14 protein-coding genes, 1 other RNA gene and 1 pseudogene are annotated in these 14,588 nt (G+C 64.6%); 4 read left to right on the forward strand and 12 right to left on the reverse strand.

Going from position 1 to position 14,588, the window contains the following annotated elements:
* Both ACE3RX_RS17620 and petA read right to left on the reverse strand, forming a co-directional pair.
* Positions 1 to 185, reverse strand: a pseudogene (locus ACE3RX_RS17620) (cytochrome b); the annotation flags it as partial.
* A gap of 3 nt (positions 186 to 188) precedes the next feature.
* Positions 189 to 782 (reverse strand): ubiquinol-cytochrome c reductase iron-sulfur subunit, encoded by a 594-nt coding sequence (petA, locus tag ACE3RX_RS17625; RefSeq protein WP_374486277.1) that lies wholly within the window; start codon positions 780 to 782, stop codon positions 189 to 191.
* 316 nt (positions 783 to 1,098) lie between these two features.
* Between petA and dacB the strand changes: the two genes are divergently transcribed.
* Positions 1,099 to 2,493, forward strand: coding sequence for a D-alanyl-D-alanine carboxypeptidase/D-alanyl-D-alanine-endopeptidase (dacB, locus tag ACE3RX_RS17630; RefSeq protein WP_374486278.1), 1,395 nt, complete (start codon positions 1,099 to 1,101; stop codon positions 2,491 to 2,493).
* 31 nt (positions 2,494 to 2,524) lie between these two features.
* On the opposite strand, the gene ACE3RX_RS17635 is transcribed toward dacB, so the two are convergent.
* The 9 genes from ACE3RX_RS17635 to ACE3RX_RS17675 form a co-directional block, all read right to left on the reverse strand.
* Complete coding sequence (locus ACE3RX_RS17635; RefSeq protein WP_374486279.1) at positions 2,525 to 2,914, reverse strand: DUF2237 family protein; 390 nt, start codon at positions 2,912 to 2,914, stop codon at positions 2,525 to 2,527.
* A complete protein-coding gene (gene galE, locus ACE3RX_RS17640; protein ID WP_374486280.1) occupies positions 2,911 to 3,930 on the reverse strand; it encodes a UDP-glucose 4-epimerase GalE in 1,020 nt (339 codons plus the stop codon). The genes ACE3RX_RS17635 and galE overlap by 4 nt, the downstream gene beginning before the upstream one ends.
* A 70-nt stretch (positions 3,931 to 4,000) precedes the next feature.
* Positions 4,001 to 5,200, reverse strand: coding sequence for a CaiB/BaiF CoA transferase family protein (locus ACE3RX_RS17645; protein ID WP_374486281.1), 1,200 nt, complete (start codon positions 5,198 to 5,200; stop codon positions 4,001 to 4,003).
* Between the two features lie 31 nt (positions 5,201 to 5,231).
* A complete protein-coding gene (gene recR / locus ACE3RX_RS17650; RefSeq protein WP_374486282.1) occupies positions 5,232 to 5,828 on the reverse strand; it encodes a recombination mediator RecR in 597 nt (198 codons plus the stop codon).
* 37 nt (positions 5,829 to 5,865) lie between these two features.
* The gene (locus ACE3RX_RS17655) at positions 5,866 to 6,189 is read right to left on the reverse strand and encodes a YbaB/EbfC family nucleoid-associated protein (protein WP_374486283.1); all 324 of its coding nucleotides are present in this window, start codon (positions 6,187 to 6,189) and stop codon (positions 5,866 to 5,868) included.
* 21 nt (positions 6,190 to 6,210) lie between these two features.
* Positions 6,211 to 8,136, reverse strand: coding sequence for a DNA polymerase III subunit gamma/tau (gene dnaX, locus ACE3RX_RS17660; protein ID WP_374486284.1), 1,926 nt, complete (start codon positions 8,134 to 8,136; stop codon positions 6,211 to 6,213).
* Positions 8,137 to 8,248: 112 nt separating this feature from the next.
* Positions 8,249 to 8,347, reverse strand: an RNA gene (ffs, locus tag ACE3RX_RS17665) — signal recognition particle sRNA small type.
* A 33-nt stretch (positions 8,348 to 8,380) separates the two neighbouring features.
* A complete protein-coding gene (locus ACE3RX_RS17670) occupies positions 8,381 to 9,817 on the reverse strand; it encodes an ATP-binding protein (protein ID WP_374486285.1) in 1,437 nt (478 codons plus the stop codon).
* Positions 9,814 to 10,515: a response regulator gene (locus tag ACE3RX_RS17675; RefSeq protein WP_374486286.1), complete on the reverse strand. Its 702-nt coding sequence runs from the start codon at positions 10,513 to 10,515 to the stop codon at positions 9,814 to 9,816. The genes ACE3RX_RS17670 and ACE3RX_RS17675 overlap by 4 nt, the downstream gene beginning before the upstream one ends.
* A 165-nt stretch (positions 10,516 to 10,680) precedes the next feature.
* Between ACE3RX_RS17675 and ACE3RX_RS17680 the strand changes: the two genes are divergently transcribed.
* From ACE3RX_RS17680 to ACE3RX_RS17690, 3 genes are all read left to right on the forward strand, one after another.
* The gene (locus ACE3RX_RS17680) at positions 10,681 to 12,180 is read left to right on the forward strand and encodes a M48 family metalloprotease (protein ID WP_374486287.1); all 1,500 of its coding nucleotides are present in this window, start codon (positions 10,681 to 10,683) and stop codon (positions 12,178 to 12,180) included.
* An 80-nt stretch (positions 12,181 to 12,260) separates the two neighbouring features.
* Positions 12,261 to 12,800, forward strand: a complete 540-nt coding sequence (locus ACE3RX_RS17685; RefSeq protein ID WP_374486288.1) for a Spy/CpxP family protein refolding chaperone — start codon at positions 12,261 to 12,263, stop codon at positions 12,798 to 12,800.
* A gap of 177 nt (positions 12,801 to 12,977) precedes the next feature.
* Entirely contained in the window at positions 12,978 to 13,439 is a 462-nt protein-coding gene (locus tag ACE3RX_RS17690; RefSeq protein WP_374486289.1) for a winged helix-turn-helix transcriptional regulator, read from the forward strand.
* 65 nt (positions 13,440 to 13,504) lie between these two features.
* Here the strand turns inward: ACE3RX_RS17690 and tssA are convergent, their stop codons facing one another.
* On the reverse strand, positions 13,505 to 14,578 hold the full coding sequence (gene tssA / locus ACE3RX_RS17695; protein WP_374486290.1) for a type VI secretion system protein TssA: 1,074 nt from the start codon (positions 14,576 to 14,578) through the stop codon (positions 13,505 to 13,507).
* Positions 14,579 to 14,588: the final 10 nt, after the last annotated feature.

Genomic DNA, 14,588 nt, shown 5'->3' on the forward strand with positions numbered 1-14,588 from the left:
TGCATGACCAAGAAGATGCCGGTCACGATCTGGATCACCAGCACCAGCAGGGCCAGCGAACCAAAGAAATACCAGAAGTTGAAGTTCTTGGGGGCGTAGTACTCGGTGAGATGCCCCTTGATGGAAGACGTCAGCGGGAAGCGCTCGTCAACCCAGTCCAATACCGCTTGAGCTTTGCTGGTCATCGTTTATGCCTTTCCGTCTTCGCCGATCAGGATCTTGGTGTCGGCCAGGTACTTGTGCGGCGGAACTTCCAGATTGTCCGGCGCCGGCTTGTTCTTGTAGACGCGACCAGCCAGATCAAAGGTCGAACCGTGGCAGGGGCACAGGAAGCCACCCACCCAGTCGGCGCTCACGCCGCTCTCGGCACCGGTCTTGAACTTGTCTGAAGGAGAACAGCCCAAGTGGGTACAGATACCGACCGCAACCATGATCTCCGGCTTGATGGAGCGGGTTTCGTTCTTGGCATACTCAGGCTGCTGCGGCTTGTCGGACTTCGGGTCGCTGACAAGCTCATCCGTCTTTTTCAGGGAATCCAGCATGTCCTTGGTGCGGTTGATGATCCACACCGGTTTGCCGCGCCACTCGACGGTCATCATCTGACCCGGCTGCAGCTTGCTGATATCCACCTCAACCGGAGCACCGGCTGCCTTTGCTCGTTCGGACGGAGTCAGGCTACCGACGAACGGAACGGCGACGGCCACCGCGGCCACGCCCCCCGCAGCCGACGTTGCCAGCAACAACTGGCGTCGCCCACCGTCCATTTTTTGATCCACGCTCATGGCCCACTAACCTCAATAAAAGAGACTTCGAAGATCGCAATACGGAAAACTTGCGGAGTATAGCGAAAACCCTTACCCAAAAAAAGTCCCAATACGCTAAACCCGCGCCAGCATTGGAGAATATGGAATTCAAGGGCTCCTTATCCAGGCATGAAAGGCCTTTTTCAAGACCATCAAAAGCGCGCTTTTATTGCGGCGCGGCAGACAATTCGGAGACCGTGACGGCATAATCCCAACGCCCCTCCGACAGCCCCTCACCTTCGCCAACACCTTGAACGAGATTGCATCCCGCCTTGCACGCCGACTGATCTTGCTGTTGCCGCTAGTACTCGCAGGCCATGCCCATGGCGAGGAGTGGCCGGCGGCACTCGATGCCAGCCTCGCCAGTGCCGGCATCCCGCGCAGCGCAGTAGCTATCCTCGTGCAAGATGTTGCGGGCGGCCCCCCGCTGCTGGAGCATCGCAGCACCGAAGCCATGAACCCGGCCTCGGTGATGAAACTGGTCACCACTTTTGCGGCATTGGACCAACTCGGCCCAGCGTTCAGCTGGACAACCCGCGTTTCGAGCGGGACGGACGCAAAGCTGCAGGATGGCGTCCTGCACGGCGACCTGTACGTCACCGGCGGCGGCGACCCCCGCCTGTCGCGGGAGCGGCTATGGCTGCTGCTACGGGAGCTACGCGCGCAGGGCATCCGGCGCATTGCAGGCGACGTGATCACCGACCGCTCGCTATTCCGGCTACCGCCCCACGACCCTGGCGCCTTCGACCGGCGCCCACTCCGTCCCTACAACGTGGGACCGGACGCGCTGACGGTGGATTACGGCGCAGTGACCGTGCAGTTCCGCCCCTCAGGCGAGGGCGTCAGCGCCACCGTCGATCCCCTGCCCACCGGACTGGCGTTGGACATCCGCATCCGCCGGACAGGCAATGGCGGCTGCGGCGACCCGACAGCCCAACTCACCGCCACCACGACAGTGAACCCTGCCGGCGATGCCGTTCTACGCATCGACGGCAATCTCCCCCCCGCCTGCACGGACGCCTTCGACTGGAACTTTGCCCCCCTGCCCCCGGACCGGCTCTTCGCAGGCCTGTTCCGCAGCCTGTGGCGGGAGCTGGGCGGCGAGCTGGGCGGCCGTTTCCGGGACGGGGCAACACCACCCGGCGCACGCCTGCTGGCTGAGAGCCGTTCGCCCAGCCTCGCGGAAGTACTGCGTGACATGAACAAGTGGTCGAACAACGTGATTGCGCGCACCCTCCTCGCCACCCTGGGCGCAACCGCCGAGCCCGGCGAAGACGCCCCCTCGGCCGGCGCCCGCCGGGTCGCGCGCAGCCTCGCCGCCAACGGCATCGACACCGATCAACTGGTCATCGAGAACGGCGCAGGACTGTCACGCATCGAACGCATCAGCGCGCGCAGCCTGGGGCAACTGCTCATTGCTTCCTGGCACAGCAGGACGATGCCGGAATTGGTCGCCTCACTACCGATTGCGGGCGTCGATGGCACTGCCCGCAAGCGCGTCGCAGGCAGCCCCGCGCAAGGGGCTGCCCACGTCAAGACCGGCACCCTCGATGGCGTACGCAGCCTAGCCGGCTACGTTCAGGCCCGCAACGGACACCGTTACGCCGTGATCCTGTTGATCAATCACCCCAACGCCGGCGCCAGCCGCAACAGCCAGGATGCCGTACTGGAATGGGTGGAGAACCGCTGAATGGCCGGGTCTGCGTCAACCGGCCCATGGATCAGCCTTTATGCGCATGCGCGCGCAGCGCATCGAGAGGAATCAATTCAAGGGCCGCGATATGTGTCGCAGCCAGCACCACCGGCGGTGCATAGCCAGCCTCCCAGGCTTCAAGCCAGCGCATCGCACACAGGCACCAGCGGTCACCGGGTTTCAGGCCGGCAAAACGGAATTCCGGGCGTGGCGTGCTCAAGTCATTGCCACGCATCGCACTGAAGCGCAGGAACTCGGCCGTCACCTTCACACATACATGATGGCGGCCGAGGTCGTCCGGGCTGGAGTCGCAACAGCCACTCCGCTCCCAACCGGTCAGAGGATCGTAACTGCAGGCCAGCAACGGGCCGCCCAGCACGTTCAGGGCATTGCTGACAGGAAGGTCTTCGGTGCTCAATCGGGGTACCCTTGGGGATTGAAACTCTGCCAACGCCAGGCATCGGCGCACATCTGTTCAATGCCGCGGGTCGCCCGCCAGCCGAGTTCACGCTCGGCGAGACCGGGCTCCGCATAGCACTGAGCCACGTCGCCGGGGCGCCGCGCAACGATCTCGTAGGCAATCTTTCGACCGCTGGCATCTTCAAAAGCCTTCACGACCTCCAGCACGCTGTAGCCACGCCCCGTACCCAGATTGACCGTCAGCACGCCCGGACGTTCCGTGAGGCGCCGTACCGCCGCCACGTGGCCAACGGCCAGATCCACGACATGGATGTAGTCCCGCACACCGGTTCCGTCCGGGGTCGGATAGTCGCCACCGAAGACCCGCAGTTGCGGCAAACGCCCGACCGCCACCTGGCTGACGTAGGGCATCAGATTATTGGGCAGGCCGTTCGGGTCCTCGCCGATGCGGCCGGAAGGATGGGCGCCGACCGGATTGAAATAGCGCAACAAGGCCACCCGCCACTCCGGATCTGCCGCGGCCAGGTCGGACAGCACGAACTCCATCATCCACTTGGTGCGGCCATAGGGATTGGTCGGCCCAGTGGGGAAGTCCTCGCGGATCGGCACGCTGGCCGGATCGCCATAAACCGTCGCCGATGAACTGAACACGAGGGACTTGACGCCCGCTTCGGCCATCACCTCGGCCAGCGCCACGGTACCGGCGATGTTGTTCTCGTAGTACAGCAGCGGCTTGGCCACCGACTCGCCGACCGCCTTCAGGGCCGCGAAATGGATCACAGCATCGATGGCATGGGCGCGAAAGACCTCACGCATCGCCACCTTGTCACGAATGTCCAGGCGATGCACGGCCGCCAGCGCGCGCCCGGCGATTTCCTCGACACGACGCAGGGCTTCCGGCTTGCTGTTGCAGAAGTTATCCACGACGACCACGTCGTAGCCGGCGGCCAGCAATTCGACGCAGGTATGGGAGCCGATGTAACCGGCTCCGCCGGTGACGAGAATGGTGGACATGCGAGTTTCCGGAGGAAAGATAATGCCAGGATGATACCGCGAGACATCACCCCGTTCGCATCGGCAGGGCTCAGATCGCGCCCTGCTCCCGCAAACCGGCGATGGTCTCGTCCGCGTAGCCCATGCCACGCAGGATCTCGTCGGTGTGCTCGCCGAGGGCGGGCCCCAGCCATTCGGTCGAGCCGGGCGTGCCTGTAAGGCGTGGCACGATGCCCGGGATGCGCATTGGCGTGCCATCCGGGAGGCTTACCGATTCGAACATGCCGCGGGCGATGAACTGCGGGTCACGGAACATGTCCGCTACCGAAAACACTGAACTGGCCGGCACCTCGGCAGCCTCCATCGCCGCCAGCACGGCGTCGCCGTCGCGCTCCCCCACCCAGACATCGATCACCGCATAGATCTCGGCGGCGCGCCGATCGCGGCCGGCGTTGTCGGCGAGGTCCGGTGCCTCGGCCAGATCTGATCGGCCGATGGCATGCATCAGGCGCTTGAAGATCGCATCACCGTTGCCGCCGATGATGATGTGGCGGCCATCACGGGTCGTGTGGGTGTTCGACGGCGTGATACCGGGCATGATGTTTCCGGTCCGCTCACGCACGAAACCAGCCACGTCGAACTCCGGCACCATGCTCTCCATCATCGCGAAGACGGCCTCGTAGAGTGCCACATCGACCACCTGCCCCGCTCCGCCATTCACCTCCCGGTGGCGCAACGCCATCAGCGCACCGATGGCAGCCCACAGGGCCGCGATGGAGTCGCCGATGGAAATGCCAGTACGCACCGGCGGACGATCCGGAAAGCCGCTGATGTAACGCAACCCACCCATGGACTCACCGATCGCCCCGAAGCCCGGACGATCCTTGTACGGCCCTGTCTGGCCAAAACCCGACAGGCGCACCATCACCAGGCCGGGCTTGGCCGCCGACAGCACATCCCAGCCGAGCCCGAGTTTCTCGAGCACGCCAGGGCGGAAATTCTCGACGACGATATCCGCCTCCGCCGCAAGCCGGCGCACCACAGCCAGGCCTTCCGGGTGCTTCAGGTTCGCAGTCAGCGATTTCTTGTTGCGGGCCTGCACCGACCACCACAGGGACGTGCCCTCGTGGAGCTTGCGCCACTTGCGCAGCGGGTCGCCGCCATCCGGCGCCTCAACCTTGATGACCTCGGCGCCGAACTCGGCAAGGATGCGGGTACAGAAGGGCCCGGCGATCAGTGTGCCAAGCTCCAGCACCTTGACCCCGGCAAGGGGTTTCACTTCCTGGCTCATCGGCGGCCTCGCGGCGAAAGACGGGAGAAGGCTAAAGGGAACGGCGCTCGACCAGCGCCTGGGCGATAGTGCCTGTATCCGTATGCTCCAGTTCGCCGCCAACCGGGATGCCGCGGGCGATCCGGCTGACCTTGATGCCACGGCTGCGCAGGAGTTCGGAAATCATGTGGGCGGTCGCCTCGCCCTCATTGGTGAAGTTGGTGGCCAGGATGACCTCCTGCACCACGCCGTCGCAGGCGCGATGCAGGAATTTCTCCAGCCCCAACTCCCGGGGCCCGATGCCGTCCAGGGGTGACAAGCGCCCCATCAGGACGTAATACAGGCCGTGGTAACTGTGGGTCTGCTCCAGCATGGCCAAATCTGCCGGCATCTCGACGACGCACAACTGGGTTGCGTCCCGCTGGGGATTGGCGCAACGGCTGCAGACTTCTTCTTCACAGAAGGTGTTGCAGCGGGAGCAATGGCGCAGCACCTCGAGCGCGTGGCCGAGGGCCGTCGCCAGTCGCGCCGCGCCGCGCTGGTCGCGCTGCAGCAGATGAAAGGCCATCCTCTGGGCCGACTTCGGCCCCACGCCCGGCAGACAGCGCAGGGCTTCGATCAGAACGTCGAGACTGGACGGCGAACTCATCGAAGGCCCTGCATGCTGGAAGCTGTCATGCGATCAATCAGAACGGCAGCTTGAAGCCCGGGGGCAGGTTCAGCCCGGCGGTGAAGCCCGACATCTTCTCCTGGGTCGTCGTCTCGACACGGCGCACGGCGTCATTCACCGCCGCGGCGATCAGATCTTCCAGCATTTCCTTATCGTCAAGCACGGACGGGTCGATGTTAATGCGACGCACATCGTACTTGCAGGTCATCGTGACCTTGACCATGCCGGCGCCGGACTGGCCTTCGACCTCGATACCGCCGAGGCTGTCCTGCATTTTCTTCATGTTGTCCTGCATTTGCTGAGCCTGCTTCATCAGGCCGGCGATGCCGCCTTTCATCATGGTGATGTACTCCAGATAGGTTCAAAGGGGTTTGACCGAGGCCTCTTCCAGCCTCGCATCGAAACGTTGGATAAGTTCGCGAACGAAAGGGTCCTGCTCCAGGGACGCGACCGCCGCAGCATGACGCTCGGCCTTTTCGGCCTGGTTACGCTGGGCCGGCGTTTCGGTGGCAATCGCACCGATCTCGATACCGACGCGGACAGGCCTGCCCAGATGTGCGCTCAACGCCTCCTGCAGGCGCTCGGCGCCGCTGCGGTTGATCTGCAGCAGGTGCTGATGGGAATCGGACAGGCGCAACCTGAAACTGTCGCCCTCGACGCCCAGCAATTCACAGTTCTGGGCCAGCTGCAGATTCAGCGCGCCCAGCCCCAACTGGTTCAGCAATCCATGCCAGTCGTCGCCGGATGCCGGCAGCGCGCCAGACATGCCAGAGGGTTCGCTGGCCCTGACCGACACCGGCGCTGCAGCACGGGCAGGCTCGACCCGCTCAGCCTGGGCCGGAGGCGGCTCGGAATGGCGGACGGGAGCAAGTTCATGGGCCTCGGGCGGCAGATCTTCCCACGGCGGAACGCTGCTGCCGTAATCCGATGACGTCTCCCGCGGCGTCGCGGCTGCTGCACGCGGCGGCTCCATTGGCGGTGGAGTCTCGACGGGTTTCGGCGGGGTACGCACCTCATCGGGGCGGCGCACTGCCGCCTCCGGTTGCGTAACTGGAGGCCGGACGACCTGAGCAGGCGCTGTAGCTGCCGAAGGCGCAACACTGGCCACAGCACGCGGCACGGCAGGACGCGGTGCGGACTCCGGCAACGTGCGCCCCTGCCCTGCTCCGCCGCCTCCTGCCAGCACGCCGCCGAGCGCCGCCGGCTGCTCCGGCCGGAATGCGAACAGGCGCAGCAGGGTCATCGAGAAACCGGTGACCTCGTCCGGCGCCAGCGACAGCTCGTCCCGTCCATGCACGGCGATCTGGTAGGCCAGCTGCAGGAATTCCGCGTCGAAGGCCTCGATGTAGGGCGCCAACCGGCTTGCCTCACTCTCGTCGGCCAGCGCCGTCGGCGCCAGCTGGCCCAGCGCGATGCGGTGGATGAGGCCGGCCAGCGCTTGCAGCGCCGACTCGAAGGACAGGCTGCGCGCCTCCATGGCTTCGACTGTGCCCATCAGCGCCTGCACGTCATTGCTGCGCAGCGCGTCAAGGACGGCATAAAGATGATCGTCCCCCACCGTGCCGAGCATATCCTGCACGGCCAGCTCTTCCACCTTACCGGCACCATGGGCGATGGCCTGGTCGAGCAGCGACAGGGAATCCCGCATCGAGCCGTTGGCCGCCTTGGCGATGTGGCGCAGCGCGCCCGGCTCGAAAGGCACACCCTCGGCCTCCAGCAGGCGGGTCAGGTGGCCGATGATGTGCCCCGGCGGCATCTGCTTGAGGTTGAACTGCAGGCAACGGGACAGCACGGTGACCGGGATCTTCTGCGGATCGGTGGTCGCGATGATGAATTTGACGTGCTCGGGCGGCTCTTCCAGGGTCTTCAGCATCGCGTTGAAGGCATGCCCGGTCAGCATGTGCACTTCGTCGATCATGTACACCTTGTAGCGCCCCTGCACCGGCGCATAGACCGCCTGGTCGAGCAGCGCCGCCATGTCGTCCACCCCGCGGTTGGAGGCGGCATCCATTTCCACGTAGTCAGGGAAGCGATCAGCATCGATGGCGGTGCAGGCCGAACACTGATTGCACGGTGTCGCCGTCACACCCGTCTCGCAGTTGAGCGCCTTGGCCAGGATCCGCGAGATCGTCGTCTTGCCAACGCCCCGCGTGCCGGTAAACAGGTAGGCGTGGTGCAGGCGCCCCGTGGACAGCGCGTGAGTCAGCGCACGCACGACATGCTCCTGCCCGACGAGCGTCTCGAAACTGCGCGGGCGCCACTTGCGGGCAAGTACTTGGTAAGCCATGGCGGAATTCTAGCAGGCCGCCCGCCGGTCAGTCCGGCGGATACGGGCAACGGGATGCAGAAACACAAAACAAAAAGGGCGCCCCGTCGGGACGCCCTTTTTCTGAATTCGGGGTGGCGAGCCTGACCCCCGGCACTTGCAGGGAACGGCTGTGGCTGCTGCCTTCCGGCCCTGACCAGGTTCACCGCGCTGCAATGCGGGGAGACCCGCCACAACACATTCTAACAGCTTGCCCGCGCCGCGCCTAATCCTTTCGGAGATCCAGCGGCAGCGTGATCTCAACGAGCAGACCGCCCCCCTCACGGTTACTGGCAGTGATCTCCCCGCCATGCGCGGTCACCGCCCGCCGGGCAATGGCCAAGCCCAGCCCGAAGCCGCCGGCCGAGCTACCGTTCTGGGCCCGGTAGAATGGCTCGAAAATAGCTTCCAGGTCTCCTTCCGGCACGCCCGGCCCACGATCGGCGACCCGCAGCGCGAACTGCCCCTGCGCCCCCCGGGCCTCGACATCCACCCCGGTACCTTCGGCGGTGTATTTGACCGCATTGCGGATCACGTTTTCAAAAGCACGCTGGATCAGTTCGCCGCGGACTCGCAGTTCGGCCTCGCCTTGCCCGGAAAAATGCAGCTCCCTGCCCTTCGTCTGGGCTTCGAAACGTGCGTCGTCGGCAATCGCCGCAGCGAGATCCACCAGTTCGATGACATCCTCACGGCTGTCACGACTACCGGCATCCAGTCGCGCAATGGTCAACAATTGGCCGACCATTTCATCCAGCCTCACTGCCTCCCGCTCGATCCGGTCCAGGGTCGCCTCGAGTTTGGCAGGATCCTGCCGCGCCAATCCGATGGCGGCCTGCAGACGTGCCAGCGGCGAGCGCAGTTCGTGGGATACATCATGCAACAGCCGGCGTTGGGCGCCGATCAAAGCCTGGAGCTGCTGCGCCATGCGGTCGAAATCCTGGCCGAGATCGGCAATCTCGTCGCGCCGGGCGCCCATCAACGGCCTGACCCGGGTCTCCAGCCGGCCTTCGGCAACCGCACCTAGCGCCCAGCGCAGGTTGCGGATGGGCTTCGACAGGTACCAGGCAAGCAGCGCACTGAACGCAATGCTGGCCAGCAAACCGATCCCTACCGGCAACCACAGGCTCGGCTCGGCTGGTCGACGCTCGAAACCGGGACGGAACTCGCGCGGCGGCTCACCCGGACGCCCCGCCAGGCGGGCCAGAGGCGGCATCGGAGGACGCAACTCCGGCCCGCCCGCCGGCACGAACAACAGCCAGCTGCCACCGCCGGCAGGCAGTTCGACCACGCGCGCAGCCCGATGCCCCTCGCCCAGGGCGGCCTGTTGCCTGGCGGCGGCAACGGACTCGGGGACGGTCGGCCGCCCGAGCAGTTCGTCGCCACGGGCATCCACCACCAGCAGTTGCGGCCAGCGCTCTCGCGACAAGTCAGCAAGCAAGGCCTGCAAGGCCGACGGGCCACCGTGACGCAACACGGACTCCGCCACCGCCACCGCGGTCGTTGCCCGTGGCCCGCCGGCGACAAACGGATCCCGCTCGCGGGCCAGACGCTCGATTTCGCTCTGGTGATGCAACCACACCGCAGTTCCGACACCGGCACCGGCAAGCAGCAACGCCAACCAGAACGCAAAAAAGAACTTCCAGAACAGGCGCCCCAGTTTCATTCACGCACCAGCTGATAGCCCAGGCCGCGCACCGTCTCGATCCACGACCGCCCATCGGGACGCGCACCGAGCTTGTGGCGGATGCTGGAAAGATGAACATCGATGCTGCGGTCGAAGCGGGCCAGCGGCCTGCCCAAGCCCTGCTCCGATAACTCCGCCTTGCTCACCACGCGACCGGCATTGCGGGCGAGCACCTCCAGCAGGTTGTACTCAGTGCTGGTCAGCTCCAACGGGGCGCCTTGCCACTGGGCACGCCGCATCTGCGGCCACATGCAGAGTTCCCCGGCAACCAGCGGCCCGCCAGGGGCCGCCTCGGCAGGCGCTGCCGCCTGGGTCCGTCGGAGGATTGCCCGCAGGCGCGCAACAAGCTCGCGCGGGGTACAAGGCTTGGGCACGTAATCGTCGGCGCCCAGCTCCAACCCGACGATGCGGTCCACATCATCCCCTTTGGCGGTCAGCATCAGCACCGGCACCTTGCTCTGGGCGCGAATACGACGCAAGGCCTCGATCCCACCAACACGCGGCATCATCACATCAAGCACGACGATGTCGTAGCCGCCTGCCAGCGCGGCGGCCACACCAGCCTCCCCGTCATGCACGCACTCGGCAACGAAGCCTTCTTGGGCGATGTACTCGCTCAACATGGAGGACAGCTCCACGTCGTCGTCTACCAGCAACACCCTGCTCATTTCATCCATACCCTCTTGACCTCAGAGGAAATGATACGTGCGAGAGACACCTTCCCCACGCAGGAATCCAGGTGTTTTTACCCGCCTTTACATCCCTTTACATGCTGCGAACCGGGATTAACAGCCCCCTCCGCGAAGATTTCACTCATCGCCCGTTGCCTTTCCATTGTTGTCATGAAAAAGTGCTTTCGCCTGACAAGCCTCGCCATCGCCCTGCTTTTCGGTAGCCACGCAAGCGCCGTGCAGTTGCCGGATCTCGGCGAGGCATCGGCAAGCGTCGTCAGCCCGCAGATGGAACAGGCCCTTGGCGCCCAGAGCATGCAAGAGCTGCGCAACAGCGGCACTTGGCTCGATGACCCGGAAGTCAATGCCTATCTGGAAGGCCTCGGCCGCCGTCTACTGCAGGCCGATCCGGACACCGCCCGGGAGCCCTTCGAGTTCTTCGCAGTCCCCTCCCGGGAGCTCAATGCCTTCGCCCTTCCCGGCGGACATGTCGGCGTCAACACGGGCCTGATACTGGCCACGCAAAGCGAAAGCGAACTGGCCTCGGTGCTGGCCCATGAGATCAGCCACGTTTCCCAGCACCACATTGCCCGCCAGATCGCCGGCCAGGCGGGCAACCAGGCGCTCTCCATCGCCGCCATGCTCGGCGCCCTGATCGCAGCGGGCACCGGCAACGGCCAGGCAGCGATGGCGGCAATGACTGGCGTCGGTGCCGCCCAGATCCAGAGTCAGATCAACTACACTCGCGAGCACGAGCAGGAAGCGGATCGCATCGGCTTCCAGTTGCTGACCCAGGCCGGCTTCGACCCCCACGCCATGGCCAGCTTTTTCGAGCGCCTCCAGCAAGCCACCCGACTGGCCGATTCCGCCAGCATCCCCTCCTACCTGCGAACCCACCCGCTGACTCATGAACGAGTCGCCGAGGCGCAGGACCGGGCGTTCTCCAGCACCTACAAGCAGGTGCCCGACAGCCAGGAGTACAGGCTCGTGCGAGCCCTGCTGCGCAGCTATGAAGGACAGCCCCGGGAAGCCATCGCCAGCTTGACGACGGATCTGCAGGAGGGTCATTACCGGGATCGCAACGCGCTCCGCTACGGCCTGGCGGCTGCCTATTTGCGCGCACAGGACTTTGCCGCCGCCCGGCAGGAACTCGCCGGCCTAGAGCGAGACAAGGTCCAGCATCCGATGATCGAGGCTCTAAACGGCCAGGTTCTGAGCCAGTCCGGCCAGGACACCGCAGCACGGCAGCGCTACGAAGCTGCTCTGAAACGCTATCCCGAGCATCTTCAGCTGGTCTATGACTATCCCCGCCTGCTGATCAAGACACGGGATTTCAGCAGTGCACTTCAGTTTGCCGAGACACACCTCATCCAGCGCCCCCAGGATCCGGAGCTGCGCCAGATCGCCGCAGAAGCCGCCGCGGCCCAGGGCCTCACCCTGCAATCGCACCTGCATCAGGGCGAGTACTACGTCGCGGTCGGAGACACCCGCAGCGCCCTCGAACAGTTCGAACTGGCCCTCAAAAGCCCCGACGGCGACAAACGGGAGCGCCTCATCGTCGAAAGCCGGGTAGACGCGCTCCGCGCCCGCCAGAAGGATGAGCCGTTCGCCAGGAGGGCGTCGACCAAACACGCAGAAAGAATCTCTTTACCGGCATTTACGGGCAGATAACCGCCCTTTACCCCATAGACCCCGAGAATTTCGGTCATCAGGCGACCCCTGATGCAACCAATCCACTTCCGGAGACTGCAATGAAACTGCCAAGAAACCTCTTTTCCGTTCTGCTGCTGAGCATCGGCTTCGTTGGCCTGCCCTTTACCGCCCAGGCTGCCGGTGCTGGCGACCACTGCCATGGCCCTGCTCGGCAGGGCTTCTGGTCGGGGCCGGAATTCGGGATGCACGGTGACGGCACGCCGCCGCTTCCCTTCCTACGCGACCTGAACCTGAGTGAAGGGCAGCGGGACCAGATCTTCAAGATCTTCCATGAGCAGGCCCCCGTGCTACGGGAGAAAGCCAAGGAAATCCGCAAGAGCCACGAGGAGCTGCGCGCCCTCACCTTCTCGGCGCAGTACGACGAGGCCAGGATCAAAGCACTTGCCGAACAGGGCGCAAGAGCCGTCGCGGAAATGGCGGAGATCCGTGCAGCAGGCCTGAACAAGGTCTACCAAACCCTCACGCCGGAGCAGCGCAAGAAAGCGGACGAGCGCAAGGCTGAATTCGAAGCACGCGGCTTTCGGCATCCCCAGCTCCCGCCCACCGGGGAAAGGCGCGGCCCCGCGGCACGAGGCTGACCTGCCTCTCCCGTGGCCTGTCCAGCCAGGGCGTCATCGATGACACAGCCGGCGCGTCCCGCGAGGCGACGCTCCGGTCATCGCCCGTGCGGCGTCAACACACGCCATTCGTCGCTGCCGGCCTTTCCGGCGCCAACCTCATAAACCGCTTTTCAATCATTACAAGGAAACCATCCGATGCGTGAGCTTGACCCCATCGACCGAAATATCCTGGACCACCTGCAACAGGATGGCCGCATCACCATGACGGATCTGGCGGCACGCATCGGCCTGTCGGCCACCCCCTGTACCGAGCGTGTCCGTCGCCTGGAGCGCGAAGGCTTCATCACCGGCTACCACGCCCGCCTTAATCCCCACGCCCTTGGCCTCAAGCTGCTTGTCTTTGTCGAAATCCGCCTCAGCGCCAAGTGCGAGGAGATTTTCGACAAGGTCAAACAGGAACTGCTGAACATCCCGTCGGTGATGGAGTGCCACATGGTTTCAGGGGATTTCGACTATCTCGTGAAGGCCCGCCTCTCCGAGATGCACGACTATCGCAAGCTGCTGAGCAGCATTCTTCACAAGCTCCCACCCCATGCGGACTCCCGCAGCTACGTAGTCATGGAGGAACTGAAGGAGAGCCTGTACGTCACCCCCTGACGGCAGGCCGGCGCCCGAACTACGAATCCCGGGAGGAGCCTTAGCGCCGTGACTCCGGCGGACCGTCAGTCTGCAGCCGACACGGTGGCATCCAGCCCCAGCAACTCTTCCATCCGGCCCAGGACGGCCTCGTCTTTCACCACACTGCGCAACCATTCATGCAGCGGCATCCGCCCCCAGCGGGCAGCCTTGTCAGCCAGATAGGCCACAGGACTGTGCGGCTCTGTCTGTCGGAAGTAGGCGGCGATCAGCTCGAGTTGCCGGATGGCCTGCGTCCGCGAACGAATCCCTTGCACATGGAACTCTCCACCGGGAGGCAACGCATGCGCCTCGACCTCATCAGAAGCGGCCTCCACAGCGGCAGGCGCTTCGACCGCCCCGGCCTCGTCCCTCTGCCCCAGATACGGGCGGAGGCTTCTGGACAGATCATCGAGCACATCAAGGCTGGCACCGAAAGACGGACTTGATTCGCCCATCCGGGTATCGAGAAAAGCACGCAGCCTCTCTATACACACCGCGAGACGTTCCATTTCGCGCAGAGTGCTGAGGAGATGCGCCCTTGGAGAGTCACGCATCGCGGCATCCAGGGTGGCCATCAATTCGCCGTGGCCACTACCATCAGCGCCTTGTGCCGATGGCTCGCCGCCCACCGCGTGACTCCGTGCCTGCTCCCGGGCCAGCAGACTGAAAACCCCTTTGGGCGAATCTGACAGCGGCAGCTCCTTCAGCAGTCGTGCCGTCCGACCCAACCACCAATCCAGCACGCCAGCCCGTGGCTCAAAGCTTCCGTCCTCATCCGGCAGCGGATGCAAGTCGCTCCAGAAACGTTCGCACAGGCCAAGCAGGAGCTCATAGCCGTCGGCCAGACCTGCAAGGCCGTCGCGCTGGCAGCGGGCTTCCGCATACCAGGCGGTGACGCGCAGATCCTTGGTACTACGGGCCAGCAGATCCGAACTCAGACGCACAACGGCGGCCCAATCAGCCTCCTTTAGCTCCACCACCCAGTCGCCCTGGGCCAGCGTCGGGTCATCGAAACGGCGTGCCTCCTGCAAGGCATCGAAGTCCGCAGAAAACGACAGATCCTCACCACACGGACCGCCGGCATGTTCAAGCGGTTGTAGCAACTCCGCAAAATCCATCGAGGGCTCC

Source organism: Zoogloea sp., from assembly GCF_041914405.1.
GTDB lineage: Bacteria > Pseudomonadota > Gammaproteobacteria > Burkholderiales > Rhodocyclaceae > Zoogloea.